This is a genomic window from Bowdeniella nasicola, from assembly GCF_900107735.1.
In the GTDB taxonomy this organism is placed as follows: Bacteria; Actinomycetota; Actinomycetes; order Actinomycetales; family Actinomycetaceae; genus Bowdeniella; species Bowdeniella massiliensis.
In genome coordinates this window covers 78033-103110 of the sequence record NZ_FNQV01000004.1, presented here as the reverse complement: position 1 = coordinate 103110, position 25078 = coordinate 78033, and the positions used below count along the sequence as shown (strand labels likewise).

Below are 25078 nucleotides of genomic sequence, written 5' to 3'. Positions count from 1 at the left end.
TTATTTCCTCTTCAATTTGATGATGACGAGCACCATGCTAGCGATAATTCCGATAGCAAAAATAGGAAGTACCGCCCTGGGAAACCCGAAAGTATCGGGAAAATCGCTCTGCTCTTGGGTGGTTTCTTGCGGTGTTGGTTTCTCTCCATCAGTTGGCGTTGATTCCCCGACGGTGGGCGTTGATTCCCCAACAGCGAAGTCGAGGGCGCCCTGGATGCGGTGGCCGTCGGAGGAGACGACGGACCAGGCAGCTCGATAGCTGCCGGCGTCGAGCGCGGGCAGCTGAAAGCTTGCCTCGCGTCCGTCGAGGCTGAGCGGTCCGTTCGCGATCTCTGTGCCGTCGTCGTTGGTGAGGACGAGGGCGGCGGCGCCGGAGCCGAGGTCGAGGAGATCGTTGTTGAACTCCAGGGTGATGGCGGCCGGGGCGGCCTCGAGGTGGGCGCCGTCCTTCGGGTTGGAGTCGACGAGGACGTCGTGGGCATGGGCGATCGGCGCGGCAAGCGCGATGATCGCCAAGGCGATGAGGAGGCTGGATGCGCGGCGGAACATAGGACTCTTTCGTCGGGAATGAGTCCACTGTATCGCTAGGCGGCAGGCGGTGCGGGTCCCCGTATGGGGGAGCGGAAGCGATCGTGGACGCGCGGGCGTTGGCGCGGATCGACGTGGATCGGTGGGATGGCGACGGGGATGCCGCCCTCGATGCGGATCGTCCAGCCGGAGGTGGAGCCCGGCGGGTTTTCGAACTCCGGGTGGTGGCGGGTGCACAGCAGGCACATGTTCTCGAGCGTGGTGGGGCCGCCGTCGTGGAATGCGAGGATGTGGTGGCCGTCGGCGAATTCCGGCGGGGCGTCGCACCAGGGGACGACGCAGCCGCGGTCGCGCTCGATGAGCTTGGCGCGCAGCAGGGGGCCCGCGGTGCGGGCGCGCGGATCCTCGGTGCGCTCCTTGGTGGGCGATGCGGGGCGATCGGTGGGCGCTGGACGCTTGGGCGCTGCGAGGGCGACGAGGGCGTCGATGGCGCGGGTCGCCTCGCCGGGGACGCGCTGGCCGCGGGCGCGGCGGGCGCGCAGGATGCGGTTGGATTCGGCGTTGATGGCGCGGATGAGGATGCGGTGCTGGTCGCCGGTGATGTGGCCACGGATGTCGTAGCCGCGCACGCTATCGCCGTAGAAGGCGAGGAAACGCTTGGCTGCGGAGACTTCGCGGGCGAGTTTGTCCTGCTCGGCGCGGGTGCGGCCACCGCTCAGATCGATCTCGTCGAGGAAGGTGCGGCAGCGGCGCTTGAAGGGGCCGGGCATCGCGACTTCGGCGTCGGCGATGAGGGCGGATTCGGCGGCGTCGAACTGCTCGGGGGTGAGGAAGGGCCTCAGCTGGCCGACGACGCTGAACAGGTGCTGCGTGTTGGGGCGCGAGATGCGGCCCTCGGCGCGGGCGGTCAGGATCGCCGGGTAGGCGGCGTGGCGGCGGGCCGCGAGGACGACGGCGTCGGCGGCGGGGGTGGGCAGCTTGCGGACCTCGGAGACGATGGCGGAGGTGGTGCGGCCTTTCTGGCTGGCGCCGCGGGCTTCGTCGATGCGGGCAATGAGGCGGGTGCGGGCGACGTCGAGGTGGTTGGCCGCGGCCTCGAGTGTTTCCAGCAGCGAGATGCCGGCCTCGCGCGAGGGGGCGTCCAGGCCGTGGCGCGTGGCGCGGGCGGCCAGGGATGCGAGGAGGTCTGCGTCGGCCTGAGTGAGTGGCGCGTCGGCCTGAGTGAGCGGCGCATCGAGCTGTGTGAGCGACGTATGTGTCATGGGGACCTCCTTTCACGTCCTAGTGAACGTGAGGCCGCCACGGCGCGCTAGGGGCTGTGGATAAGTAGGCCGGCGGCGCAGGCGGTCAGGCACAGCGCGAGGGTGCCGAAGGTCAGGGCGGCGGCCGCGAGGTAGCGGCGATCGCGCAGCAGGGCGATGGCGTCCATCGTCGTCGTGGAAAAGGTCGTGAAGGCGCCGCAAAAGCCCACGCCGAGGACGAGGAAGACCTCGGGTGGGAAGGCGTACAGCAGGCCGAGGAGGAATGAGCCGGCGGCGTTGACGACCATGATGCCGTGCGGGATGCGGGCGTCGAGGGCGACGCGGCAGATCCCGCCCGCGGCGGCGGCCAACGCTAGGAGGATGGCCATAGCGCGTATCCAGCGGCCCCTGCGAGCGGGCCCGTTGTCAGGGTGATGGCGACGTAGCTGATGGCCGCGGCGGGACTCGCGGCGGTGAGGACTTCCAGCACGAACGTCGAATACGTCGTCAGGCCCCCGCACACTCCCGCGGCGAGGAAGGTTCGCAGCTTGCCGTCGCCGCATGCGGCGAGAACGAGGCCGAGGAGGAAACAGCCGACGATGTTCGCGGTGAGGGTCGAACCCATCGCGTAGCGGGCGAGGGCGCCAAGGGCCGCGCCGGCGCCCACGAGAGCGTAGTTAGTGCGCACGTTCGGCGACCTGGAAGCCGTTGTCGGACAGCACGACGCGATAGCTGCCGCCGTAGGTCTGCTCGGCCCAGGCGGCGACGTCGGCGATGGAGCGTGAAAACTCCGAGGAACGCTGATCGATGACGACGAAATTGGGCGAGATATCGCGTTCGGCCACCCAGTAGACGCGCGCGTGCGGCACGAGGCGCGCCATGAGGGTGAGGTCGGATACGACGTCGCCGGAGACGAGTTCCTCGATCTGCTGGGCGGTCGCCACGCGCGCGGGTTCGACCGTGCGGTTGGCGAAGATCGGCAACGTGGCGCCGACGATCACCGTCGAACTGATCGATAGGGCAATGCCGGCGGCGAGCAGCTGCGTCGTCACGGGAGCATTGGTGCGGACGTCGCGATAGCGCGGGCCGAGGCGGCGGGCGGCGTCGACGAGCGCGGCGAGCAGGATCGGCATGAGGATGACGTCGTAGTGCCAGCCGATCCACCAGTAAAACTCGACATTGCCCGCGAACCGCCAGGCGAGGGTTGGGAGGATGAGGAGTATCAGCGGTGAGGCGGCGCCGATGATGCCCGCGGTGAGGATGAGGAAGGCGAGCAGCAGCCATTTGGTGGCGGGCGCGAGGATGGAGCCGGTCTCGTCGAGGCGGCCGGTGTAGTCGTATTGGCCGTGGGGGTTGAGCGCCGGCAGGAGGACCGTGATGGCGAGCAGGAACCAGGCCGCGCCCCAGCCGATGAGGAAGATGCCCGCGCGACGCATCGCGCCCGCGCTGCGGAAGCTGCGCACCAGCATGATGACGCCGAGGGCCGCGACGGTCAGGCCGAGGTCCTCCTTGACGAACACGAGCGGGGCCATCCAGGCGGCCGCCGCGACAGGCCGGTCGGCGAGGTAAGCCGTCAGCGCGAAGGCGAGCAGCGGCACGGCGAACGCGATCTCGTGGAACTGGGCGGCGACGGCGGTTTGCGTCGCCCAGCCGAGGCCCAGGATCGCGCCGAGGCAGGTGGCGGCCCACAGCGGGATGAGGCGGGCCAGGCGCGTGGCGAAGGCCCCCGCGGCGAGGGCGAACAGCGCATTTTGGACGATGAGCAGCGTCAGGCCGGAGGGCGCGAGGCGGTAAAACGGCGCGAGTAGGACGAGGATCGGGTGGAAGTGATCGCCCAGCAGGTTATAGCCGTCGCCTTTGATCGGGACGATGGGCTCGCGCAGGTGGGCGTAGGCGTCGGCGAGCTGCGTGAAGATGCCGAGGTCCCAGCTCGGGGCCGCGAGCGTGCGCCACTGGCTGATGGAGATCGCGGTGGCCAGGGCGAAGGTCGCGAGGGCAACGGCAAGGCCCGACAGGTACCTAGATTGCATCGGTCTTTTCGAGGTAGCGCAGCGCCGCCCAGCCGAGCGGCACCCGGCCCCAGAACGTGAGGAGGCGGTAGATCACCGTCGTCGACAGGGCCGTCGCATACGGAATGCCCGCGAGCGCGAGGCCGGAGGTCAGGGCAACTTCGACGGGGCCGACTCCGCCGGGGGAGGGCACGACGGAGCCCGCGGAGTTGGATACGAGGAAGGTGATGGCAAGCGTGATGGGCGAGAGCGTGTACCCGAAGGCGAGGAGCGCGAATCCGAAGGCGGCGACGTAGCCGATCGTCATGATGACGTTGCCCGCGATCGCGATCGCCAGGCGCTGGGGGTTGCCGACGGCCCACAGTACGCGCGGCCAGATCTGCTTCATCGTCGGGCCGATCTTTGCCCAGACGAAGGTGCGCACCTGCGGGAAGGCGAACGCGGTGGCCGCGGCCGCGAGGATACCGAGGACCGTGAGGACGGTGGGCAGCTGGGGCAGCGAGATCGTGCCCGCGGAGCCCGAACCGAGCGCGACGATGACGAGCAGGGCGACGGTGATGACGAAGCGCGAGACCTGGGTGAGGGCGACGGTGGCGCCGGCGAGCGCGGCCGGGACGCGCGCCTTGGTCAAAAAGCGCATATCCATCGCGGCGGGCCCGATGCCGGCGGGGGCGACGAGGGAGACGATCGAGGCCGCGACCTGCACGAGGGTCGCGCGCCACAGCCCGATCTTTTCGGGCGTGAAGGCCACGAGTCCGATCGCCGAACCGAGGTAGGTGAGCAGGCCGCAGCTGAAGGAGGCGACCATCCACCACGGGTTCGCGCCCTGCACGGCGGCGATGACGTCGGAGATTTGCAGCGAGCCCATGACGACGATGACGGCGACGAGGCCGATGATGACCATCGCGAGGGTGCGAAAAGAGACGCGCTCGAGACGAATCGGGGCGACGTCCGCGGCGTCGCCGATGAGGGCATCGCGCAGTACGGCCAGCAGCTCGCGGTGGTGGCGCAGCTCGCTGCGCGTGGGCGCGGGCAGGGCGGCCTTTTGCAGCAGCGGCGTGATGCTCGCGACGGTGGCGTCGCCAAGGACGCCGCGCGCGATGGCCAGGGCGCGTTCGGGGCCGACGCGGAGCGCGGTGATCGTCAGCAGCTGGGCGAGGTCGATGCGGCGCACGAGCTCGGAGGCCGCGATCTCGCCGTCCTCCCAATTCAGCAGCCAGGCGCGGCCCTGCTCATCGACGAGCGTGGCGCGCTCGGTGATGTCGTGGTGGGCGAGGCCTGCGCGGTGGGCGGCGGCGAGTTGGCGCCACAGGTCCGTGAGTGTGTCGTCGCTAATCTCGGACATTTCGGCGAGCTCGCGCGCGGGCGGCAGCGGCTCGTAGGTGACGATGATGGAGGATTCGGCCTGGGAGACGGAGCGGGCGGCGACGGTGCGCACCCCGGCGGCGCGCGCCTCGTGGTTCATGAGCAGCGCACGTTCGGCGGTTTCCTTCACGCTCGGGGCCCAGCGGCGCTCCAGGCCGCGGTTGCGGATCGCGTCCCACATGTTCGATAGGACGCCGAGGACCTGCTGCTCGGCGTCGAGCACGACGGCATCGAAGCGGCCGTCATCGGTCCACACGGCGAAGATGCGGTGGGAGGTCGCCAGGTGCGTACCGCCCACGCGCTCGCGCAGGGCGTCGATATCGGCGAGCGGATCGGGTACGACCACCTCCTCGCTGGAGATCCCTTCGACGTGGCCGACGGGCGCCGTGGACGTCACGGTCCAGGCCGCGAGGTTATCGACGTCGTCGACGCGCACGACGAGGTGGGCGTCCAATCCGGCGCGGCGCAGCCCCGCGATGAGGCTCGCCCCCCAGGCGCGCCCGGAACGCACGCCCGCGAAGTAGCAGATCGCGAGCGCGACGGCGCGGCCCAGCAGCAGCGTGATGAGGACGCCCGGCAGCGTCTGATCGCCCTGGATGACGGCGAGGAAGAGCACGAGCGAGAGCGCGTACCAGGAAATGCGCACGGTACGCGAGGAGGTGCCGGCGCTCGCGGTTGTCAGCAGCGCCGCGAGCGTGGCGATGTAGGTGGACAGCACGATGCGCGAGCCCGGCAGCGATAGCGCCGTCGCGATCGCGTTGGGGGCGGTGGCCTGCAGCGTATAGACGGCGAGCTGGGTGAGGGCCGCGGCGCCGATCGCGGCGCCCGCCATCATTGCGGTGGCGCGCCACCGCCGCCGCGCAATCGTCGAGACCATGACGGCGATCGGCACGAGGGAGGCTACGAGGCCTTCGAGCACATTGACGGGCACGAGCAGCACCTGGCGCGCGGTTTTCGCGACGGCCGAGGCAACGTCTTCCGTCACGCCGGACGTCGTGCCGTGGGCGTAGATCGCGAGCAGCAGCACGAGCGCAATACCGAAGGCCGCGAGCAGCGCCCCCAGGCCATCTTGCGGGCGGCGCACGATGCGCTCGGGAGAATCGATGAGCGTGACGGGATGCCGGGGCGTTTCGGCGTTCATGCTCATGGAGTGAGTCTACGACGAGTGGGCGCGGCGCAGGCGCAGCGAGTTCAGCACGACCATGACCGAGGAGCACGCCATCGCGGCGCCCGCGATCATGGGGTTGAGCAGGCCCGCCATCGCCAGCGGGATCGCGGCGACGTTGTAGAAGAACGCCCAGAACAGGTTTTGCTTAATGATGCGCAGCGTGGCGCGGGCGATCCGGATGGCGAGCGGGGCGGCGAGCGGGTCGGAGCGCATGAGCGTGATGTCGGCGGCTTCGATCGCGACGTCGGTGCCGGAGCCCATCGCCATGCCGAGATCGGCCTGGGCGAGCGCGGCCGCGTCGTTTACGCCGTCGCCCACCATGGCCGTCACCTTGCCGCCGGATTGCAGGGCGGCGACGACGTCGCGCTTATCGGCGGGCAGCACGCCCGCGTGCACGGTCTCGATCCCGACCTGGCGCGCGACGGCGCCCGCGGGTTCGGCGGCATCGCCCGTCAGCAGGACCGAGGTGATGCCAAGCTCGCGCAGTTCGGCGACGGCGCGTGCGGCGCTGGGGCGCAGCGGTGCGGCCACGGCGATGGCGCCGATGACGCGATCGCCGGCGGCGACCCACACCGTCGTCGCGCCCGCGAGCTCGTCGGGCAACGTGAATTCGGGCAGCTCGAGCGCGAGGAAGTCGGCCTTGCCAACGCTGATGCGCTCGCCCTCGACGGTGGCGCGCACGCCGAGGCCCGCGGAGGTCTCGAAGTTCGTCGCAGCCGGCAGGGGGTGCGACGCGGCGGCGACGATCGCACGCGCGATCGGATGCTCGGAGGAGGCTTCCGCGGCCGCCGCGAGCTGGAGCACGCGATCCGAGCCTGCCACGTGCCGCACCTGCATGGTGTCCTCGGTGAGCGTGCCGGTTTTGTCCCACACGAGGGTGTCAACGACGCGCGTCGATTCGAGGATTTCCGGACCCTTGATGACGATGCCGAGGTGAGCCGCGCGGCCGGTGCCCACGAGCAGCGCCGTCGGGGTGGCAAGGCCCAGCGCGCACGGGCAGGCGATGACGAGGACGGCGACGGCGGCGGTGAAGGCGGGAGTGAGCTCGCCGCCGATGAACCACCAGCCGAGGAAGGTTGCGATGGCGAGCAGGATGACGATCGGCACGAAGACGGCGGAGATGCGATCGGCCAGGCGCTGGATGGGGGCCTTGCGCGCCTGGGCGTCGGCGACCATGGCACCGATGTGCGCGATGAGGGTGTCGGCGCCGACTTTCTCGGCGCGGATCGTGAGCGCTCCGGAGGTCGCGATCGTGCCCGCGGTGACGTGATCGCCCGGGCCGACGTCCACGGGTTCGCTCTCGCCCGTGACCATGGCCTCATCGACGGCGCACTGGCCCTCGAGCACGATGCCGTCGGCCGGAATCTTTTCGCCTGGGCGTACGAGCAGCGTGTCCCCGACGGCGAGTTGGTCCACGGGCACGCGCTCCTCGCGGCCGTCGATAAGCCGCGCAGCGTCCTTCGCGCCGAGGTTGAGCAGCTCGCGCAGCGCGGAGCCCGCCCGATAGCGCGAGCGCGATTCGGCCCAGCGTCCGGCCAGCAGGAACGTCGTGACCATGGCGGCGGATTCGAAGTAGAGCTCGGCCATCGTGGAGTGGCGCGGTAGGAGGCTCATGTGCATGCGCATGCCGAGGTGGCCGGCGCCGCCGAACAGCAGCGCCCACAGGGACCACAGGGTGGCCGCGCTGACGCCGAGGGAGACGAGCGTGTCCATCGTCGAGGTGAGGTGACGCGCGGCCCGCGCAGCCGCGGAGTGGAAGGGCCAGGCCGCCCAGGTCACGACGGGGAGCGTCAGGGCCGCGACGACCCACTGCCAGCCCGTGAACTGCCAGGCCGGCACCATCGACAGCGCCATCACGGGGATCGATAGCGCGAGGGCGACGAAGAAGCGTCGGCGCAGATCGGCGGCGCGCGCCTCGGACGGATCCGAGGTGTCGTAGTCGTCGGCGGACTTCACCGAGGCGCCGTAGCCTGCCGCCGCCACGCGCGCGATGAGGTCCGCGTCGCTGATATCGGAGGTGACCGCCACGTGCGCGGTTTCGGTGGCGAGGTTGACGCTCGCCGAGACGCCGTCGAGCTTGTTGAGCTTCTTTTCCACGCGCGCCACGCAGGACGCGCAGGTCATGCCAGTAACCGCGAGATCAACGTCTCTCGCGGTGGCGCTCCGGACGGGATCCCCCGCCGGCATTAGAAGTCCCGTTCGATAGCGAGCAAGGTGTAATCGCCGGCTTCCTCGATGGCCTCGCGCAGGGCGTCGTCCTCGACCGGAGCAGACACATAGGCCGTCACGGTGGAGGTGCCCTTGGCGTCCAGGGTGACGACGACGTTATCGACGTGCTCGAGCGCCTCCAGCTCATCGGTGACGTGCTGGGCGCAGTTCCCGCAGGTCATGCCATCGATTTTGAGGACGATGGTGCGATCAAACATGGCAGCTCCTTGCGACGGGAATGGTTAGCGACAGTATAGAAAATTGCCGGGGTGCTGGCGCGTTATTCTTCTTCGGGCGAATCGAGCTTGGCGCGCAGCCAGCTCGGCATGTTCTCCTCGCTGCGCGGGAAGCGCTCGAGTTCAGCGGCCCAGACCTCGGCCGGGAATTCGCGCGTGAGGCGGGGCTCGTTGTCGTAGTCGAGCGAGATTTGGAACTGGCCGTTCGGCGTGATCGATAAGAACGCGGAGAACCAGGCGCCACGATCGGGCTTGGCGGTGGCCATGCGCAGCTTGATGAGGTGCGGGGCGACGCCCTCGACGGGTTCGGGCAGCGGGCGCACGTCTTCGCCAAAGATCGCCTGGGAGGCGATCTGCAGGTTCGTATCGACGCACATGCCCATCATCTCGATGCGGTCGGCCTCCCGCGGCGCGGCCTTGGCGACCTCGGCGATGATGTCGCGGTAGATCTCCTGCAGGTCATCGGAGGCGAGCGGGTCGTTCGGATCGGAGGCCTTGATCGTCACCTGCGGCTCGCCCTCGCCCACCCACGCGCTGCGGGCCGCGCTGGCGCTCGATTCGGCCTCAGACTGGGCCTGGATCGGAGTCGTATCGGCAAGGTCCTCCTCGCGCGCCCAGGCCTTGGCGACGCGTTGCGTCGGTGTGATGTCGCTCAGTTCGGACCAGGGCAGCGTCGCCTCCCACACGCCCGCCTCGATGAAATCGAACTTCGCGTTCTGGTTCGCGCCGTGATCGAGCACGAGGGAGGAAATGCGGGCGAGGTCGCCGTCGTCGGAGGAAAAGCGTTCGATGACGCGCACGGGCAGGTCGCGGCAGGTGGCCTTGACGTGGGATTCGAACAGGAGGTCGACGTCGTCGAAGGCGACGACCTTGGCCCACATGCCGGCCTCGGTCTCGGCGAAATCTGGGTCCTCGGGCTGGTTCATCGTCGCGAGCGTGACGGAGACGACGTCGCCGGCCTCGTCATAATCGGGTTCGGCGGCATAGGCGGCACCGTCAAGGACACCGACGCGGCCCGCGATGATCGTGGGCGGAATGGCGTGGAACTCGCCGGCCTCGTCCTGCCAACCGAAGGCGGGGCCGTTGTAGGTGCCGGCGAGCGTCGGGCTCGATTCGCCGGGGGTAAAGCGCCACAGGCGCGCGCCCGCGGGCAGGCGGGTGTGCTCGAGCCACAGCAGGGGGGTGGCGACGTCGTCGACGCGGACGAGGCCATCGGCCGGAAGGGGGAAGAGCTCGCTCATCGCCTCCGGGTTGGCGCGCACGAGCGGGGTGGCCTGCGGCGAGGGGAAGTGCAAGATGTGGATGGCCTCGCCGGCCGCGAAGGGGCTGTTGGGGTAGTCCAGCTGGTGCAGCTGGCGCAGGTTCTCATCGCTGGTCAGGTCGGAGACGTCGGAGGCGCTCAGGACCCAGCCGGAGACGCGGTCGAATCCGTGGTCGAGGTAGGCCTGGGCCATACCGGGGGTGACGGCCTTTTGGAGCATCATGAGGAGTGGCTTTCGGTTGCGGAGCGGTTACGCAGCCGCATGACAACCCATGCGACCACGAGGATCAGGACGAGAGCGATGACGACGTAGGTGGCGACTCCGACGTAGTTTTCGACGAGGTGCCAGTTCTCGCCCAGGTAGTAACCGGCCAGGATGAGCGCGGTGTTCCAGATGAGCGAGCCGATCGTCGTCAGCAGGGTAAAGATCGCCAGCGGCATGCGTGTGATGCCCGCCGGGATCGAAATGAGCGAGCGGAAGATCGGGATCATGCGGCCAAAAAAGACGGTGTAGGTGCCGTGCTTATCGAAAAACGCCTCGGTCTTGTCGACGTCGGAGATCTTCACCAGGGGCAGGGCGCCCATGATCTTGCGGGTGCGTTCGCGGCCGAGGAGTGCGCCGACGCCGTACAGGGCGAGCGCGCCGACGACGGAGCCGACCGTCGCCCAGATGATCACGCCGAGCAGCGTGAGGCTGCCACGGGAGGCAGTAAAGCCCGCGAGCGGCAGGATGATCTCCGAGGGAATCGGCGGAAAGAGGTTTTCGGCGGCGACGAGGATGGCGGCGCCAAAAGCGCCGAGGGTCTCCATCACGGTGACTGCCCAGCCGGCGATTCCGGTCAGCGGTTGGTCAGCGGGTGCGGCGGCCAGCACGATCGATATCACGGGCCTTACCCTACCCCCGGGTGTCGGCGTCGAGCTCGTCGACGAGGCGAGAGGCGTATCCCGTGTAGGTTGCGGGGGTGAGCGCGGCAAGACGTGCCTCGACGTCCGCGGGCATGTTGAGCGAGGCGATGAATTCGCGCATCGCGCTGGCATCGACCTTGCGGCCGCGGGTGAGTTCCTTGAGACGCTCGTAGGGATCCTCCATGCCGGTGGCGCCCGCGATCGAGGCGGCGCGCATGGCCTGTTGGACGGCCTCGCCGAGCACTTCCCAGGCGCCGTCGAGGTCCGCCTCCATGGGGACGCGGTCGACGTCGAGGCCGGCAAGGCCGCGCGTCATGTTGTCGATCGCAAGCAGCGAGTGGCCGATCGCGGGGGCGACGTTGCGCTGCGTCGTGGAGTCGGTCAGGTCTCGCTGCAGGCGGGAGGTCACGAGGGTCGCGGCGAGAGTGTCGAGCAGCGCGCAGGAAATTTCGAGGTTCGCTTCGGCGTTTTCGAACCGGATGGGGTTGACCTTATGCGGCATCGTCGAGGATCCCGTCGAGCCCTGGGCCGCGAGGTTTTGGCGGAAGTAGCCGAGCGAAATGTAGGTCCACACGTCGGTGGCGAAGTTGTGGGCGATGCGGTTGAAGCGCGCGATGTCGGAGAACAGTTCGGCCTGCCAGTCGTGGGCCTCGATCTGGGTTGTCAGCGGCGTGAAGGTCAGGCCAAGGTGTTCGACGAAGGAGCGGGCAATGGCCGGCCAGTCGGCCTCCGGCACGGAGATCGCGTGCGCGCCGTAGGTACCGGTTGCGCCGTTGATCTTGCCGAGGTACTCCGCCGCCGCGATGCGTCGCAGCTGGCGCGTCAGCCGGTATGCGGTGACGGCGAGCTCCTTGCCGAGCGTCACCGGGGTGGCGGGCTGGCCGTGGGTGCGCGCGAGCATCGGGACGTCGCGGGTTGCGCGCGCGAGCTCGGCAATATCGTCGACGAGGCCCTGCGCCGCCGCCAGCCATGTGCGCTTAACGGCGTCCTTAATGATGAGGGCATAGGACAGGTTGTTGATGTCCTCGGAGGTGCAAAAGATGTGGACGATCTCGCCCACGCGCGGCAGCACGGAATCGCTCGGCGCGGCCGCCAGGCGTCGCTTGATGAAATACTCAACGGCCTTGACGTCGTGGCGGGTCTCGGCCTCGATCGCGGCGAGTTCGGCGATTTCCTCGGCGCCGAAGTCCGCAACGATCTGGCGCAGGTAGGCCTTGTCGTCGTCGGTGAAGGTCGGCGCGCCGGGCAGGACGTCATGGTCGGTCAGGTGAATGAGCCACTCAATCTCCACTGTGATTCGTGCCCTGTTCAGCGCCGCCTCTGAGAGCGAATCGACGAGCGGAGCAACGACGCTGCGGTAGCGCCCATCAAGCGGAGTGAGGGCAATGTGAGGGCGAAGCGAGGACAAATCTTGGGCCATGGCTCCTATTGTGCCGCCTCGGGTCAGCATGTGGACCGAGCGGGTCTCATGGTGGCGGGACTTGGACTTTTGTTACCAGACCGTTATCGTTATTCATGGCCCGAGAAGGGGCTTGTTTCCACCGGCAAAGGAGCCATAGTGACTACAAGCAATCCCGGAGATATGTCCGGCAGAGCGAGTGATCTCGCAGAACCAAGTGCAGATACGCACACCTCCAAAGGCACGTTGACATTCCTGCCGCTGCTCGCCCTCGTCGTGGGGTCGATGATCGGTGGCGGTATTTTCAACCTGTCCCGCGACGTCGCGGAAACGACGGCGCCCGGCCCGGCCATGATCGGTTGGGGCATCACAGCGGTCGGCATGTGCTGCTTGGCCCTGTGCTTCCAGAACCTCGCGAACCGACGACCGGACCTCGATGCCGGTGTCTACGCCTACGCTCGAGCCCTGTTTGGCCGACTCGTAGGCTTTCTTTCTGCCTGGGGTTACTGGTTCTCGGCATGGGTTGGCAACATCGCCTACTTCGTCCTCCTGTTCGGAACGCTGAGCCTGTGGTTTAAGGGCTTTGGTAGCGGCACGACGTGGCCCGCGATCATCGCGGCATCAGTCCTGTTGTGGGGGCTGCATACGCTCGTCATCAAGGGCGTGCGCCAAGCCGCAATCGTCAACACGATCTCGACGATCGCGAAGCTCATCCCGATCATCCTGTTCATCATCATCCTGATCTTCGCGTTCAACTTCGATATCTTCACGAGCGACTTCTGGGGTACCGAATCGGGCCTCGGGTCGGTCTTCGATCAGACCCGCGGCATGATGCTCGTGACCGTGTGGGTCTTCATCGGTATTGAAGGCGCCTCGATCTACTCCGCTCGCGCGAAGAACCGCCGCGACGTCGGTAAGGCCACCGTTGTGGGCTTCCTGCTCGTGCTCGTTCTGCTCATGATGGTCAACCTGCTCTCGCACGGCGTGCTGCGCCAGGCCGAGATCGCCGGTCAGGCCGAGCCCGCCATGGCTGGCATCCTCGAATCGGTGATCGGACATGCCGGTACCGTGATCGTCTCCGTCGGTTTGGTCATCTCGCTGTTCGGAGCGCTGCTGGCGTGGCTGCTTATTCCCGTCGAAATCATGCAGGTCGCCGGCGAAGACGGCACGATGCCGAAGATCTTTGGCCGCCTGAACAAGAACGGCTCGCCGTACGCGGCCCTGTGGCTGACGAATATCTGCATGCAGATCACCCTCATCCTCACCGGCTTCATGGGCGAGGGTGTCTACAATACGATGATCAGCTTGGCGTCCTCCCTGATCCTCGTGCCCTACCTGCTGTCGGCTCTGTATGCCGCCTACCTCGCGAGCACGGGTAAGACCTACGAGAAGAATTCCTCAGCTCGTGGTCGAGAACTCGCGCTCGGCGTCGTCGCATCGATCTACGGCGTCTGGTTGCTGTATGGAGCAGGACTCAACTATTTGCTTGTCGCAACCCTCCTGTACGCCCCCGGCTTGATCATTCACGCCTGGGCGCGCAAGGAACGCGGCGAGAAGGTCTTCCACGGTCCCGTGGAACTCGCGCTTGCGGCAGCGATGTGTGTCGGTGCCGTCTTAGCGTTGGTCCTTTGGTTAAACGGAACCATTGCGATCTAGCCATCCCCACTGAAAGGAATGATGTGACAATGACGTACCACGTCGATTCGGAGGTCGGAAAACTCGACCAGGTGATCCTTCACCGCCCCGGCCAGGAACTAGCAAGACTCACCCCGACCAACAAGGACAAGCTCCTTTTCGATGACATTGTGTGGCTGAAGGAAGCCCAAAGAGAACACGACGGCTTCGCTCAGTTGCTGCGTGATGAGGGTATTGAGGTCCTGTACTTCCAGGATCTGCTGCAGGAGGTCCTGGACATTCCTGAGGCCAGAGCCCACGTCCTGGACCACGTCATCGATGAGCGCCGCTACGGCCTGGCCGCAACGGACGCGCTGCGGAACTACGCGGATCGGCTCGAGTCCGACAAGCTCGCCACCATGATCGTCGGCGGCGTGACCAAGCAGGAAATCATCAAGGAGGTCGGCGATCCGAAGTCCGTCGTCTTCGACATGCTCGGTCCCGACGACTTCGCCCTGCCACCGCTGCCGAACCACCTGTTCACGCGCGACACCTCCTGCTGGGTCTATGACGGAGTGGCCATCAACTCGATGCGCATGGATGCTCGTCGCCCGGAGACCGTGAACTTCGAAGCCATCTACACCTGGCACCCGAAGTTCGCGAACGAGGACTTCAACCGTTGGAGCCTCGGCAACGACGAAGGCCCCGCCTCGATCGAGGGCGGCGACGTCCTCGTCATCGGTAAGGGCAAGGTCCTGATCGGTATGTCGGAGCGCACCACGCCGCAGGGTGTGGAGCGCCTGGCCCGCCAGCTCTTTGACGCCGGCCGCGCGGACGAGATCGTCGCGCTGCACATGCCGAACGAGCGCGCGCTCATGCACCTGGACACCGTCATGACGATGCTCGACGAAGAGTCGTTCACCGCCTACGGCAACCTTGGCATGCTCGCCTCCAACACGATCCGCCCGGGAGAGTCCTCCGGCAAGCTCGACGTCACCTACAACTCGCCGGACAAGATGTTCGACGTGATTGCTAGTGCCCTTGGCCTGCCTGAGGTCCGCGTGCTCACCACCCCGCAGGACTCCCTGCAGGCCGAGCGCGAACAGTGGGACGACGGCTGCAACTTCCTCACGATCCGCCCCGGCGTCGTCGTGGGTTACGAGCGCAACGTCGCCACCAACTCCTACCTGCGTAGCCAGGGCATTGAGGTCCTGGAGGTCGAAGGTAGCGAACTCGGCCGCGGCCGTGGTGGCCCGCGCTGCATGTCCTGCCCGACCATCAGAACCGGCATCTAGCGCCGACGCGTCCGGCGGCAGCCTAGCGGCTGTCGCCGGACGTTTTTATGCGTAGCTGGCGGCGACACTCACGGTTTGCGGGCCATAGGAGCCGCCAAACAGGACGGCGTGCACGAGTAGCATGTGCAGCTGGTGCAACCCGATGCGCTCGCGCCAACCAGCATCGAGCGGCGAGACGGACTGGTAGCCCGCGATCGTATCGTCCAGATGCCGCGAGCCGAACAGGTGCAACGCGCCGAGGTCCGTCTCCGCGTGCGCGCCATGCGCGACCGGGTCGATGAGGATCGCGTCCGGGCGCCACATGACGTTGCCGCCCCACAGATCGCCGTGGGTGCGGGCGGCCGGTTCGCGGCAGAGGCCGGGAAGCGCGGAATCATGCTCGCCGGCCGCGATGCGCACCATCGCAGCCTCAATTGTTCGCACCCCGGCAGGAGAGATCGCGCCGGAGTCGGCGGCGTCCTTAACGTAGGGGGCCATGCGGTATTCGGCGTAGAACTCACCCCAGCTGAGGCCCGGACCCGGCATCGCAATATCGACGTTCGCATAGCGCGCATGGTTGCCGATGCCGGGCGGGGGAGCGCCAAGGTGCGGCGCCCCCGCGGCGTGGGTGCGGGCAAGCGCCTCGCCGAAGGCATAGGCATCGGCCGGGCTCGGGGCAGCGGTCTCGATGTGTGCCGTCGTGAGATAGCCGGCCTCGGCGTTGACCTCGGTTAGTTCCGCGACGGCGGCCCCGTCGGCTTCAGCAAGCCACCGCAGCGAGGCGGCCTCCGTCGCAATCGAGAGCGCGTCGCCGGTTTTACGAAAGTCCGCCATGCCTCCAGTATGGACGTATGCGAATTGTCTGCGCCCCCGATAGTTTCAAGGAATCGCTGAGCGCGCGCGAGGCAGCCGACGCAATGGCGCGCGGCATCCGGCGGGTGATCGACGCCGATATCACGCTCGTGCCGATGGCCGACGGCGGCGAGGGCACTGCTCAATCGGTGTGCGATGCGCTCGGTGGACAGCTGCGCCGCGCGCGCGTGACGGGCCCACTCGGTGAGAGCGTCGAGGCCCACTATGCGCTCGCGGGCGATGTCGCCGTCGTCGAATGCGCCCAGGCCTGCGGGCTCGATCTCGTCCCCGAAGACCAGCGCAATCCGTTGCGTACGACGACGCGCGGCGTCGGCGAACTCATTGCGCACGCCATCGACGCCGGCGCGAGCACGGTCATCGTGGGGCTCGGTGGCTCCGCGACGAACGACGGCGGCGCGGGCCTCATCGCCGGGCTCGGTGGGCGCGTCCTTAACGCTGCGGGCGATCCGATCGACGACGGCGCCGCTGCACTGGCCGATGCCGCGAGCATCGAGCTCCCCGACCTTTCCGGCATCACGCTGCGCGTCGCCTGCGACGTCGATAACCCACTGCTCGGCGAGCGCGGCGCGAGCGCCGTCTTCGGCCCGCAAAAGGGCGCGAGCCCCGAGCAGGTAAGCGAGCTCGACGCGCTCCTGCGCGACTATTCGACGCTCTTCGACGCCGACCCCGAGACCCCGGGGGCGGGCGCGGCCGGCGGGCTGGGCTTCGCACTCCTCGCGCTCGGCGCCCAGCTGGAGCCCGGCGTGCGCATCGTCGCCGATACCGTCCGCCTCGCCGACAAGGTCGCCGGCGCCGATCTTGTCCTCGTCGGCGAAGGCTCGATCGATAGCCAGACGCTGTCCGGAAAAACCCCTGCGGGCGTCGCCGAGATTGCGCGCGCCGCCGGCGCCGCCGTCATCGCTTTTGCCGGCCGCGTCGCGGACGAAGAGGAGCTCGCTCATCTCTTCGACGCCGTCATTCCCATCGTGCCCGGTCCCTGCACCCTTGCCGAAGCCAAAGCCGCCGCCGCGGACAACCTCGAGGCTGCCGTCGCTCGAGTCATGCGCCTGCTCGCCGAGATTATGCACAGGCCAGAGCGGGTCGACACCGAGCGAGCCTAGGTCCACTGCGCGCCGCCACGGCGCCCGGGTGCCACATACCTTCCCTACTACCGGCCAGATCGGCCGGAACGAGTCGGAGGGAGTCACCCGATGTTCGACAATTTCTTCGTATCCACCCACCTGGATCGCGCCGAGGATAACCTCGCGGCAGTCGTCGCCCGGCTAGAGGCCGCCTACCCCCAGGATTGGACCGGCGGTGCTGCGCAGGCCTATCACCACGAGGTCACGGATGCGATCGCCGCCGCCAACGCCCTGCGCACGCGCATCGGCTACATCCGGGCAAAGGTGGCGTGATGGGGGAGATCGTTCACGTCGCCGCTGGCCAGCGTGTCGATACCGAGCACCTGGAAAAGCTCGCCGCCATCATCGCGCTCGCGGGCACCCACACGGCTGTTGCGACGGCCAACGTCACGCGCGCGATTGCCACGTCGCCAACGGAGATCCTTTCCGGCTTTGAGCACGCCTCGGACGTCGCCTCCGATCTGTTGCTCCTGCTCTATGGCACCCACTCCCTCGGCTCGCTGGCCGCGCGGCTCACCGACCTCGTCGCCGCGCTGACGCAAACCGCCGCCATCTACGTCGAGGCCGAGCAGACCGCCGAACGCCAGATCCAGCAGGCGACCCCCGGCCTGTTCAGTCGCCTCTTTTCGCTGAACATCCGCGGAGGGCAGGCCGTCGGCTTCGGTATCGCCGCCTACCTCGGCGGCTGGTCCGGCTTTGTCGGCAACGGAGCCGCCACCCAGTGGGGCGCGCGCAGCGCCGCCATCTCCCTCGATCTGAGCCCGCTGTCCGGCCTATACGTCCTGCCGGAAGGCTTCACCGACGATCACGACCTCACCCCCGTCCAGCGCACCGCCTACGTCCTCATGCGCCTCATCGGCAACGATCGCTTCGATGGCGACGTCACCCTCAGCGAACTCGAGTCGGACAGCTTCTACCTCGGCGGCCCCGACGGCCGCGCCATCCCGCCCGACTTCGACACCCTCATCATCGGTGGCCAGCTCCCTGCCGCCGCCATCGCGAGCGCCGGAGCGGCCCTCGGCTACTCGATGCTTACCGGCCCGACGGTCTACGAAGGCGGCCGCACCGGGCGATTCCCCAACTCGGCGGCCGCTCGAACCGACTACGCCATCGGCACACTCGGCCGCCTCAACCGCGAAAGCGGCCGCCGCCAGGAACAGGTCATCCAGATCGACACGATCACCAAGCCTGACGGCAGCATCCAACACGTCGTCTTCATCCCGGGTACCTCCGCAGGAAAAAGCCTGTGGGGCCGCAATCCGGCGAGCCACGACGCCAACGTCAACCTTGTCGCGGGCCTCGACGCCGACGCGCAGCGCTCGGTCCGCGCGGCCATGGAAGCCGCCGGCATCAAGGAGGGCGAGTCCGTCGCCTTCGTCGGGCACTCCCAGGGCGGTATCACCGCGATGAACCTCGCTGCCTCAGCGGCCATGAACGAGAAATACCACGTCAACTACGTCCTGACGGCAGCCTCCCCGGTCGGGAGCCAGCGGCTACCGGAGCACGTGACCTCGCTGCATCTGGAGGAAAAGAATGACCGCGTCCCCTCCCTCGATGGCGCCGGTAACCACTCCGCGCCGCACCAGGTGACCATGACGTTCACGGCCGATACCATGACGGCCCGGCTTGGCTCGACGCACGGCGCCGAGGTCTACGCCGAGGGGATGGAACTCGTCCAGAACTCGGCGGATCCGGATCTGGTGCGCGCCAAGCACGACATGTCCGAGGTCTTCGGCTTCGATACCGGAGCCGAGGTACGCTCGCGTTCCTTCGCCGCGGCGCGCACGATCTACGGCGCGGACGTCGCCCCGCAGCTAGTCCGCAACCGGGTCATCCACCCCGGAATCGACGTACTTCTGCAGCGCTAACGCGACTCGAAGCGCTCCGGCAGAATGATGTTCAGCACCCACATCGCGAGCGCAATGATGAGACCACCGAGGAAGGCGGCCCAAAAACCTTCCACGTTGAGGGCGAATTCCGTCTTCGACGAAATCCACCCCGTCAGCATGAGCATGAGTGCGTTGACGACGAGCGAGAAGAGCCCGAGCGTCAGGATGTAGAGCGGGAAGGACAGCACCTTCACGATCGGCCGGATGAACATATTGACGAGCGTGAATAAGAGCGCGACGACCGCAAGAATCAAAATCTTGTGCCCAATCGAATCGCTCGGAGCGAGCTCGATTCCCGGAACGATCACGGCAGCGAGCCAGATCGCGATGGCGGAGACGATCAGTCTGATGAGGAAGCCCATAGCGTCATCGTGTCATAGTTGGACCATGCCGAGCGAGAAAAAACTCGGGGCCTATATCCGCCCCGACATTGAATCCCTGCCCGCTTACGTCCCCGGCGCCCGCCCTCCGGCCGGCGTCACGATGACGAAGCTGTCATCGAATGAGAACCCCGCTGATCCCGCCCCCGCCGTCGTCGATGCCGTGCATCGGGCCGCCAGTCAGATCAACCGTTACCCCGATCTTTACGCCACCAACCTCACCGACGCGATCGCGGAACACTGGAAACTCACGCCCGAGAACGTGGCCGTCGGAAACGGCTCCGTGGCGCTCCTGTCGCACGCGCTGACCGCGCTTGCCGTCATGGGGGACGACGTCGTCTACCCCTGGCGGTCCTTCGAGGCCTACCCGATCATCGCGCAGGCCGCGGGCGCCACCTCGATTCAGGTCCCGCTGCGCGAGGACGCCAGCCACGATCTGGCCGCGATGGCTGCCGCCGTCACCGAGCGCACCCGCGCCGTCATCGTCTGCAACCCCAACAACCCGACCGGAAACCTCATTACCCGCGGCGAGCTCATGGACTTCATCGAGACGATTCCGCCCACCGTCGCGGTTTTCGTCGACGAGGCGTATCAGGAATACGTCGAAGACGCCGAGTGCTCCTTCGATCTGAGCGAGCTTGCCAACTACCCGAACGTCCTCGTCTTCCGGACGTTTTCCAAGGCCTATGGGCTCGCGGGGCTGCGGGTCGGATACTGTCTGGGCGATCCGCGGCTCATTGCGGCCGTGCGCTCGACGTCGACCCCGTTTGGTGTCAACGCGATCGCGCAGGCGGCCGCCCAGGTGGCGCTCGGCGAGCAGGAGGTCATGCGCCGCCAGGTCAAGGAGGCGATCGAGGAGCGCGAGCGCGTCGTAACTGAGCTGCGCGAGGCGGGCTGGAGAATCCCGCCCACGAGTGGAAACTTCTTTTACCTGCCGCTGCGCGAGCATGCCGCAAAGCTCGCGGCCGCCGGCCTCGACGAGGGCGTCCTCATCCGCGGATATGCGGGCGATGGCGTACGCGTGACGATCGGGACGGCGGCCGAAAACGACCGTCTCTTAGAGTTTTTGGCGGCGCGCGAGCCTAATTCGTCAGCACTGCGGCGGCCATAAGCGCGGACAGCCCAATTTCCACCAACCCGATGTGCATCGGGCGGATTGGGCTGCCGCGACGACGCTGAATAAGCGGCATGACGATCGCGCGGATGAGTGTGAGGGTCGCCGCGAGGATGAGCAGCACTGAGGCGAGCGGGCGCGGCCAGTGCCCGAGGGCCACGACGGCGATCGCGGCGATGAGCGCAAGGGCGTGGTAGCCGATCGAGCCCGCCCAGTAGCGTGGATTGCGGCGCTCGCGGATGAGCGACTTCACGTGCGGGATCGTGCCGATGAAGTAAACCGTGAGCGCCGCACACGCGCGCCACGCCCAGCTCGGATCAGCGCCGAGCGTGCCGGCCGGGTCGAAGGCGAGACCCGCGAGCAGGGTCGGCGGGCGCGTCGCGGCGTCGAAGGTCACCATCGTCATGAGGCAGGCGGCGGTGATCGTCGCGACGTCGTTGAGCAGTGAGCGGTCCTTGCGGCGGGCGATGCACCACGCGGAGATCGCGGCAAGCGGCATGAGGTAGAGCGCCCAGCCGATGAGCCACGGCGCGGTGATGAGGGTCGCAATCAGCAGGGGTGCGGTCGCGAGCGCGTAGGCGCGCACCGGCGGAAAGTAGCGGGCTTTGCGACGTGATTTCAACCAGAGCGAGGCGGCGTGAAACAGGAAATAGCCGACCCACCAGGCAGCGAGCAGCGGAATATGGCGCCAGCTGGGACCACCGATGACGACGCCGACGAGGGCGGGCACCGTGATCATCGCCCACGCGCCGTGTTGGTCGGGAATCCAGCCGGGGGAACGTCGCTTCATATCTCCATTGTAAACCGGAGAAAATCAGTTCGGGATTATCTGTAGGGTTGCCACAACTGGGTGGTGGACATCCGTAACTTACGATTGCGTAGGTTAGGAGGTTGTCATGACGTTGACACACCCACAGCAGGATTTCGCGGGCCTGAGCATGCTCGATCACCACGGCGAGTGGCACGAGGATGCGACGCTGGCCCGCTACGCCGATACCTCGCAGGATTTCCTGCGTACGGCCTACCGGCACATGGTGCGCACCCGTGCCTTTGACGATGAGGCGACGAGCCTGCAGCGGCAGGGCGAGCTCGCGCTCTGGCCGCCGTGCAAGGGGCAAGAAGGCATCCAGGTGGGATCGGCGCTCGCGACGCCGATGAGCGATCTTGTCGTTCCCTCCTATCGCGAGCACGGCGTCGCCGACGTCCGCGGGCTCGATCTGGCCAAGCTCATTGGCGTCTTTCGCGGCGTCGAGCACGGCGGCTGGGATTCGGCCGAGCGCAATTTTCACCTCTATACGTTCGTCATTGCGGCGCACCTGCCCCACGCGGTGGGGCGCGCGATGGCGCTGCAGCAGGATCACCGGCGCGGCCTCAATGCCGAGCAACGTGCCGTCGTGACCTACTTCGGAGACGGCGCGACCTCGCAGGGCGATGCCAACGAGGCGCTCGTTTTCGCCGCGAGCGCGAAAGCGCCCGTCGTCTTCATCTGCCAAAACAACGGCTGGGCGATCTCCGTTCCGACGAGCGTGCAGTCCGCCGTGCCGATCGTGCAGCGGCCCGCGGGCTTTGGGATCGAGGCGCTGCGTATCGACGGCAACGACCCCGTCGCGAGCTACGCGGCGACCAAACTCGCGCTCGAACACGTGCAGTCCGGTCGCGGCCCGTTCTTCATCGAGGCCGTCACCTACCGGATGGGCGCGCACACCACCAGCGATGACCCGACGCGCTACCGCACCGACGCCGAAGAGCAGTACTGGGCCGAACGCTGCCCGATTAAGCGCACCGCAGCTGCGCTACGCAACCAGGGCGTCGGCGAGGACTTCTTCGCCGACGTTGCCGCGGACGCCGAAGACCTGCGCTCGCGGATTAGGACCTACACGCGCGAGCTCAGCGCGGGCGACGTCCTGGACATGTTCGACCACGTCTACGCCAGCGAGCATCTGCAGGTGGCCGCCGACCGCGCGGCCTGGGAGGCGGGAACATGCTGACGCGCGAAGCGCTGCCCATGGCCAAGGCGATCACGGCCGCGATGCACGACGCCATGACCGAGGACGAGACGGTGATCGTCTCGGGCGAGGACGTCGGCCAGCTCGGCGGCGTTTTCCGCGTCACGGCGGGCCTGCTCGATAGCTTCGGGGCGGAGCGGGTGCGCGATACACCGCTCGCCGAATCCGGCATCGTGGGCACCGCGATCGGGATGGCGCTCGGGGGCTACCGCCCTGTCGTCGAGATCCAGTTCGACGGGTTCGTGTTTCCGGCGTTCAACCAGATCACGACGCAGCTGGCGAAACTGCGTTACCGCTCCGCGGGCCGGCTGAGCCTCCCGCTCGTCATCCGTATCCCGTTTGGGGGCGGTGTCGGCGCCGTCGAACATCACGGCGAGAGCCCGGAGACGTACTTCGCGCACACGCCGGGGCTGCGCGTCGTCGCGCCCGGGGATGCCGGCGATGCCTACACGATGCTGCGCGCGGCGATCGCGAGCGATGACCCGGTCATCTATCTCGAGCCGAAATCGCGCTATTGGGTCAAGGGCGATATTGAGCGCGGCGGCCACTTCACGCCCGAAAGCGCCAGCGAGGAACTCAGCAGCGCGCACATCGAGCGCGACGGCAGCGACATCACGCTCATCGGGTACGGGCCCGTCGTCGCGACGCTGCACGAGGTTGCGGACGCGCTCGCGGGCGATGGCGTGAGCGCCCAGGTCGTCAACCTGCGCTCGCTCAATCCGATCGACAAGGCGACGCTCGTGGCGGCCGTTAGCGGCACCGGGCGCGCTGTCATCGCGCACGAGGCGCCAACGGTACTTGGCCCCGGCGCCGAGGTTGCCTCGCACCTGGCCGCCGAGTGCTTCTACCAGCTGGAGGCGCCCGTCGCGCGCGTTGGAGGCGCCTTCACGCCCTACCCCGCGGCCGCCTTCGAACATGAATACCTGCCCAATGCCGAGCGCATTCACCGCGCGGTCCAGCGCACCCTGGAGTACTGATGAGACGCGAATTTCTGCTGCCCGATCCGGGTGAGGGCCTGACGGAGGCGACGATCGTGCGCTGGCTCGTGGCCGCGGGCGATGCCGTCGCGACGAACGATCCGATCGTCGAGATCGAGACCGCCAAGTCCGCCGTGGAGCTGCCCAGCCCCTTCGACGGCAGCGTCGCGGAACTGCTCGTCGAGGAGGGGGCGGAAGTTGCCGTTGGCACGCCGATCCTCGCCGTCGAAGTTGCGGGCGACGATGAGCCTGAAGCAGCACCCGAGGAAACAGCGCCCGAGGCAGCGGCGCCCGAAGCAGCAGGCGCGATGCTCGTCGGCTATGGCGCCAAGGGGGCGAGCCACCGAGCGACGCGCAAGCAGCGGGTGCTCGCCAAGCCCCCGGTGCGCAAGCTCGCGAAGGACCTCGGGGTGGACCTCACGACGGTGGAGGCGACCGGGCCCGGCGGCATCATCACGCGCGAGGACGTCAACCTCGCCGCGAGCGCGCAGGAAGCCGAAACCCTCGCAAGCTATCCGGGCGACGAGCCATGGCTCGCGGGCGGCCGCGTCGATCGCCAAGGCCGCGAAACCCGCGTGCCGGTGCGCTCGGTGCGCCGCCGCACCGCCGAAGCGATGGTCGCCTCCGCGTTCACGGCCCCGCACGTCACCGTCTTCCAGACCGTCGACGTCACCAAGACGATGGAGCTCGTCGCTGATCTGCGTGCCTCACGCGAATTCGCGCAGCTGCGCGTTACCCCGCTCGTCATGGTGATGAAAGCGCTCATCATGGCGGTGCGCGAACACCCGCAGATCAACGCCTCCTGGGACGAAGCCGCGCAGGAAATCGTCTACAAGCACTACGTCAACCTCGGGATCGCGGCCTCCACGCCGCGCGGCCTCGTCGTGCCCAATATCAAGGACGCGCACCGCATGACGCTGCCCGAACTCGCCGCGGGGCTGCGCGAACTGACCGAGCGCGCCCGCGCCGGCGAGACCAGCGTCGCGGAGATGAGCCAGGGCACGATCACCATCACGAACGTGGGCGTCTTCGGCATCGACACCGGCACGCCCATCCTGAACCCCGGCGAGGCAGCCATTCTCGCGTTCGGCGCCGTCAAGAAGCAGCCGTGGGTCCACGACGGTGAACTCGCGATCCGCGACGTCACGACGCTAGCGCTGAGCTTCGATCACCGGCTCGTCGACGGCGAGCTTGGCTCGCGCGTCCTTGCCGAGGTGGCGGCCCTGCTGCAAAACCCCGCCCGCGCGTTCATTCGCTAAGCGCCCGCAGTCGGTAGCGCGAGCCATCGCTCTCGCGTAGCAGGAAGCCAGAATCGACCGCGCTGCGCCGAATTCCGGCGACGTCGGCGACGATCTCCTCAGCCAGCGGGGCCGTGATATCGGTGACGACGGGCAGAAGGCGATCGGCCCGCGGAGTTCCTCGATCTCGCCAAGGCTCGCTGCCAATGCCGCCGTATCGATGCTGCCATCGGCGGCGACGAAACTGAGACGGTCGAGCGGCGGGGCCGGC

24 protein-coding genes are annotated in these 25078 nt (G+C 67.7%); 9 read left to right on the top strand and 15 right to left on the bottom strand.

Annotation, left to right across the window (positions count from 1 at the left end; translation table 11 throughout):
• From BLU67_RS03905 to purB, 11 genes are all read right to left on the bottom strand, one after another.
• Window positions 1–549 carry a copper resistance CopC family protein gene (locus BLU67_RS03905; RefSeq protein ID WP_092562448.1) on the bottom strand — a complete coding sequence of 183 codons (549 nt, stop codon included), beginning with the start codon at window positions 547–549 and terminating at the stop codon, window positions 1–3.
• A 35-nt stretch (window positions 550–584) separates the two neighbouring features.
• Window positions 585–1790 carry an HNH endonuclease signature motif containing protein gene (locus BLU67_RS03900; RefSeq protein WP_092562445.1) on the bottom strand — a complete coding sequence of 402 codons (1206 nt, stop codon included), beginning with the start codon at window positions 1788–1790 and terminating at the stop codon, window positions 585–587.
• A 47-nt stretch (window positions 1791–1837) separates the two neighbouring features.
• Entirely contained in the window at window positions 1838–2158 is a 321-nt protein-coding gene (locus BLU67_RS03895; RefSeq protein ID WP_092562442.1) for a fluoride efflux transporter FluC, read from the bottom strand.
• Window positions 2143–2457 (bottom strand): fluoride efflux transporter FluC, encoded by a 315-nt coding sequence (locus BLU67_RS03890; RefSeq protein WP_222842367.1) that lies wholly within the window; start codon window positions 2455–2457, stop codon window positions 2143–2145. Before BLU67_RS03890 ends, BLU67_RS03895 begins: the two co-directional genes overlap by 16 nt.
• Window positions 2447–3799 (bottom strand): DUF2079 domain-containing protein, encoded by a 1353-nt coding sequence (locus BLU67_RS03885; protein ID WP_092562439.1) that lies wholly within the window; start codon window positions 3797–3799, stop codon window positions 2447–2449. Before BLU67_RS03885 ends, BLU67_RS03890 begins: the two co-directional genes overlap by 11 nt.
• On the bottom strand, window positions 3789–6290 hold the full coding sequence (locus BLU67_RS03880; protein WP_092562436.1) for a lysylphosphatidylglycerol synthase transmembrane domain-containing protein: 2502 nt from the start codon (window positions 6288–6290) through the stop codon (window positions 3789–3791). Before BLU67_RS03880 ends, BLU67_RS03885 begins: the two co-directional genes overlap by 11 nt.
• A gap of 9 nt (window positions 6291–6299) precedes the next feature.
• Window positions 6300–8498: a heavy metal translocating P-type ATPase gene (locus BLU67_RS03875; RefSeq protein ID WP_222842366.1), complete on the bottom strand. Its 2199-nt coding sequence runs from the start codon at window positions 8496–8498 to the stop codon at window positions 6300–6302.
• A complete protein-coding gene (locus tag BLU67_RS03870) occupies window positions 8498–8737 on the bottom strand; it encodes a heavy-metal-associated domain-containing protein (RefSeq protein WP_092562433.1) in 240 nt (79 codons plus the stop codon). Before BLU67_RS03870 ends, BLU67_RS03875 begins: the two co-directional genes overlap by 1 nt.
• 62 nt (window positions 8738–8799) lie before the next feature.
• Window positions 8800–10239 (bottom strand): hypothetical protein, encoded by a 1440-nt coding sequence (locus BLU67_RS03865; protein WP_092562430.1) that lies wholly within the window; start codon window positions 10237–10239, stop codon window positions 8800–8802.
• Complete coding sequence (locus BLU67_RS03860; protein WP_261977018.1) at window positions 10236–10901, bottom strand: DedA family protein; 666 nt, start codon at window positions 10899–10901, stop codon at window positions 10236–10238. The genes BLU67_RS03865 and BLU67_RS03860 overlap by 4 nt, the downstream gene beginning before the upstream one ends.
• A gap of 10 nt (window positions 10902–10911) precedes the next feature.
• A complete protein-coding gene (gene purB / locus BLU67_RS03855; protein WP_092562427.1) occupies window positions 10912–12342 on the bottom strand; it encodes an adenylosuccinate lyase in 1431 nt (476 codons plus the stop codon).
• A 138-nt stretch (window positions 12343–12480) separates the two neighbouring features.
• Here purB and BLU67_RS03850 point away from each other — a divergent pair, with 138 nt between their 5' ends.
• Window positions 12481–13977 carry a basic amino acid/polyamine antiporter gene (locus BLU67_RS03850; RefSeq protein WP_222842365.1) on the top strand — a complete coding sequence of 499 codons (1497 nt, stop codon included), beginning with the start codon at window positions 12481–12483 and terminating at the stop codon, window positions 13975–13977.
• A 29-nt stretch (window positions 13978–14006) separates the two neighbouring features.
• A complete protein-coding gene (locus BLU67_RS03845; RefSeq protein WP_092562421.1) occupies window positions 14007–15230 on the top strand; it encodes an arginine deiminase in 1224 nt (407 codons plus the stop codon).
• Between the two features lie 45 nt (window positions 15231–15275).
• Here BLU67_RS03845 and BLU67_RS03840 read toward each other — a convergent pair whose 3' ends face one another.
• Window positions 15276–16043, bottom strand: a complete 768-nt coding sequence (locus BLU67_RS03840; RefSeq protein ID WP_092562418.1) for a fructosamine kinase family protein — start codon at window positions 16041–16043, stop codon at window positions 15276–15278.
• A gap of 17 nt (window positions 16044–16060) precedes the next feature.
• Between BLU67_RS03840 and BLU67_RS03835 the strand changes: the two genes are divergently transcribed.
• From BLU67_RS03835 to BLU67_RS03825, 3 genes are all read left to right on the top strand, one after another.
• Entirely contained in the window at window positions 16061–17182 is a 1122-nt protein-coding gene (locus BLU67_RS03835) for a glycerate kinase (RefSeq protein ID WP_092562415.1), read from the top strand.
• 90 nt (window positions 17183–17272) lie between these two features.
• Window positions 17273–17476: a hypothetical protein gene (locus BLU67_RS03830; protein ID WP_092562412.1), complete on the top strand. Its 204-nt coding sequence runs from the start codon at window positions 17273–17275 to the stop codon at window positions 17474–17476.
• The gene (locus BLU67_RS03825) at window positions 17476–19071 is read left to right on the top strand and encodes a hypothetical protein (RefSeq protein WP_092562409.1); all 1596 of its coding nucleotides are present in this window, start codon (window positions 17476–17478) and stop codon (window positions 19069–19071) included. The genes BLU67_RS03830 and BLU67_RS03825 overlap by 1 nt, the downstream gene beginning before the upstream one ends.
• Here BLU67_RS03825 and BLU67_RS03820 read toward each other — a convergent pair.
• Complete coding sequence (locus BLU67_RS03820; protein ID WP_092562406.1) at window positions 19068–19454, bottom strand: phage holin family protein; 387 nt, start codon at window positions 19452–19454, stop codon at window positions 19068–19070. The genes BLU67_RS03825 and BLU67_RS03820 overlap by 4 nt on opposite strands.
• A 25-nt stretch (window positions 19455–19479) precedes the next feature.
• Between BLU67_RS03820 and hisC the strand changes: the two genes are divergently transcribed.
• Window positions 19480–20583: a histidinol-phosphate transaminase gene (gene hisC, locus BLU67_RS03815; RefSeq protein ID WP_092562403.1), complete on the top strand. Its 1104-nt coding sequence runs from the start codon at window positions 19480–19482 to the stop codon at window positions 20581–20583.
• Here the strand turns inward: hisC and BLU67_RS03810 are convergent.
• The gene (locus BLU67_RS03810; protein ID WP_092562400.1) at window positions 20555–21376 is read right to left on the bottom strand and encodes a YwiC-like family protein; all 822 of its coding nucleotides are present in this window, start codon (window positions 21374–21376) and stop codon (window positions 20555–20557) included. The two genes, hisC and BLU67_RS03810, sit on opposite strands and share 29 nt — an antisense overlap.
• Window positions 21377–21482: 106 nt before the next feature.
• On the opposite strand from BLU67_RS03810, the gene BLU67_RS03805 reads away from it, so the two are divergent.
• The 3 genes from BLU67_RS03805 to BLU67_RS03795 are packed head-to-tail and all read left to right on the top strand — an operon-like array spanning window position 21483 to window position 24828.
• Window positions 21483–22574, top strand: a complete 1092-nt coding sequence (locus BLU67_RS03805) for a thiamine pyrophosphate-dependent enzyme (protein WP_092562397.1) — start codon at window positions 21483–21485, stop codon at window positions 22572–22574.
• The gene (locus BLU67_RS03800; protein WP_092562394.1) at window positions 22568–23569 is read left to right on the top strand and encodes an alpha-ketoacid dehydrogenase subunit beta; all 1002 of its coding nucleotides are present in this window, start codon (window positions 22568–22570) and stop codon (window positions 23567–23569) included. Before BLU67_RS03805 ends, BLU67_RS03800 begins: the two co-directional genes overlap by 7 nt.
• Window positions 23569–24828, top strand: a complete 1260-nt coding sequence (locus BLU67_RS03795) for a dihydrolipoamide acetyltransferase family protein (RefSeq protein ID WP_092562391.1) — start codon at window positions 23569–23571, stop codon at window positions 24826–24828. The genes BLU67_RS03800 and BLU67_RS03795 overlap by 1 nt, the downstream gene beginning before the upstream one ends.
• Here the strand turns inward: BLU67_RS03795 and BLU67_RS12680 are convergent.
• Complete coding sequence (locus BLU67_RS12680) at window positions 24818–24901, bottom strand: hypothetical protein (RefSeq protein ID WP_410002416.1); 84 nt, start codon at window positions 24899–24901, stop codon at window positions 24818–24820. The genes BLU67_RS03795 and BLU67_RS12680 overlap by 11 nt on opposite strands.
• Window positions 24902–25078 lie beyond the last annotated feature (177 nt).

Bases quoted from the DNA above. Each gene is read 5' to 3' on its own strand.
- BLU67_RS03905 (WP_092562448.1), bottom strand. From the start codon at position 549: ATGTTCCGCCGCGCATCCAGCCTCCTCATCGCCTTGGCGATCATCGCG.
- BLU67_RS03900 (WP_092562445.1), bottom strand. From the start codon at position 1,790: ATGACACATACGTCGCTCACACAGCTCGATGCGCCGCTCACTCAGGCC.
- BLU67_RS03895 (WP_092562442.1), bottom strand. From the start codon at position 2,158: ATGGCCATCCTCCTAGCGTTGGCCGCCGCCGCGGGCGGGATCTGCCGC.
- BLU67_RS03885 (WP_092562439.1), bottom strand. From the start codon at position 3,799: ATGCAATCTAGGTACCTGTCGGGCCTTGCCGTTGCCCTCGCGACCTTC.
- BLU67_RS03880 (WP_092562436.1), bottom strand. From the start codon at position 6,290: ATGAGCATGAACGCCGAAACGCCCCGGCATCCCGTCACGCTCATCGAT.
- BLU67_RS03875 (WP_222842366.1), bottom strand. From the start codon at position 8,498: ATGCCGGCGGGGGATCCCGTCCGGAGCGCCACCGCGAGAGACGTTGAT.
- BLU67_RS03870 (WP_092562433.1), bottom strand. From the start codon at position 8,737: ATGTTTGATCGCACCATCGTCCTCAAAATCGATGGCATGACCTGCGGG.
- BLU67_RS03865 (WP_092562430.1), bottom strand. From the start codon at position 10,239: ATGATGCTCCAAAAGGCCGTCACCCCCGGTATGGCCCAGGCCTACCTC.
- purB (WP_092562427.1), bottom strand. From the start codon at position 12,342: ATGGCCCAAGATTTGTCCTCGCTTCGCCCTCACATTGCCCTCACTCCG.
- BLU67_RS03845 (WP_092562421.1), top strand. From the start codon at position 14,007: ATGACGTACCACGTCGATTCGGAGGTCGGAAAACTCGACCAGGTGATC.
- BLU67_RS03840 (WP_092562418.1), bottom strand. From the start codon at position 16,043: ATGGCGGACTTTCGTAAAACCGGCGACGCGCTCTCGATTGCGACGGAG.
- BLU67_RS03835 (WP_092562415.1), top strand. From the start codon at position 16,061: ATGCGAATTGTCTGCGCCCCCGATAGTTTCAAGGAATCGCTGAGCGCG.
- BLU67_RS03830 (WP_092562412.1), top strand. From the start codon at position 17,273: ATGTTCGACAATTTCTTCGTATCCACCCACCTGGATCGCGCCGAGGAT.
- BLU67_RS03825 (WP_092562409.1), top strand. From the start codon at position 17,476: ATGGGGGAGATCGTTCACGTCGCCGCTGGCCAGCGTGTCGATACCGAG.
- BLU67_RS03820 (WP_092562406.1), bottom strand. From the start codon at position 19,454: ATGGGCTTCCTCATCAGACTGATCGTCTCCGCCATCGCGATCTGGCTC.
- hisC (WP_092562403.1), top strand. From the start codon at position 19,480: ATGCCGAGCGAGAAAAAACTCGGGGCCTATATCCGCCCCGACATTGAA.
- BLU67_RS03810 (WP_092562400.1), bottom strand. From the start codon at position 21,376: ATGAAGCGACGTTCCCCCGGCTGGATTCCCGACCAACACGGCGCGTGG.
- BLU67_RS03805 (WP_092562397.1), top strand. From the start codon at position 21,483: ATGACGTTGACACACCCACAGCAGGATTTCGCGGGCCTGAGCATGCTC.
- BLU67_RS03800 (WP_092562394.1), top strand. From the start codon at position 22,568: ATGCTGACGCGCGAAGCGCTGCCCATGGCCAAGGCGATCACGGCCGCG.
- BLU67_RS03795 (WP_092562391.1), top strand. From the start codon at position 23,569: ATGAGACGCGAATTTCTGCTGCCCGATCCGGGTGAGGGCCTGACGGAG.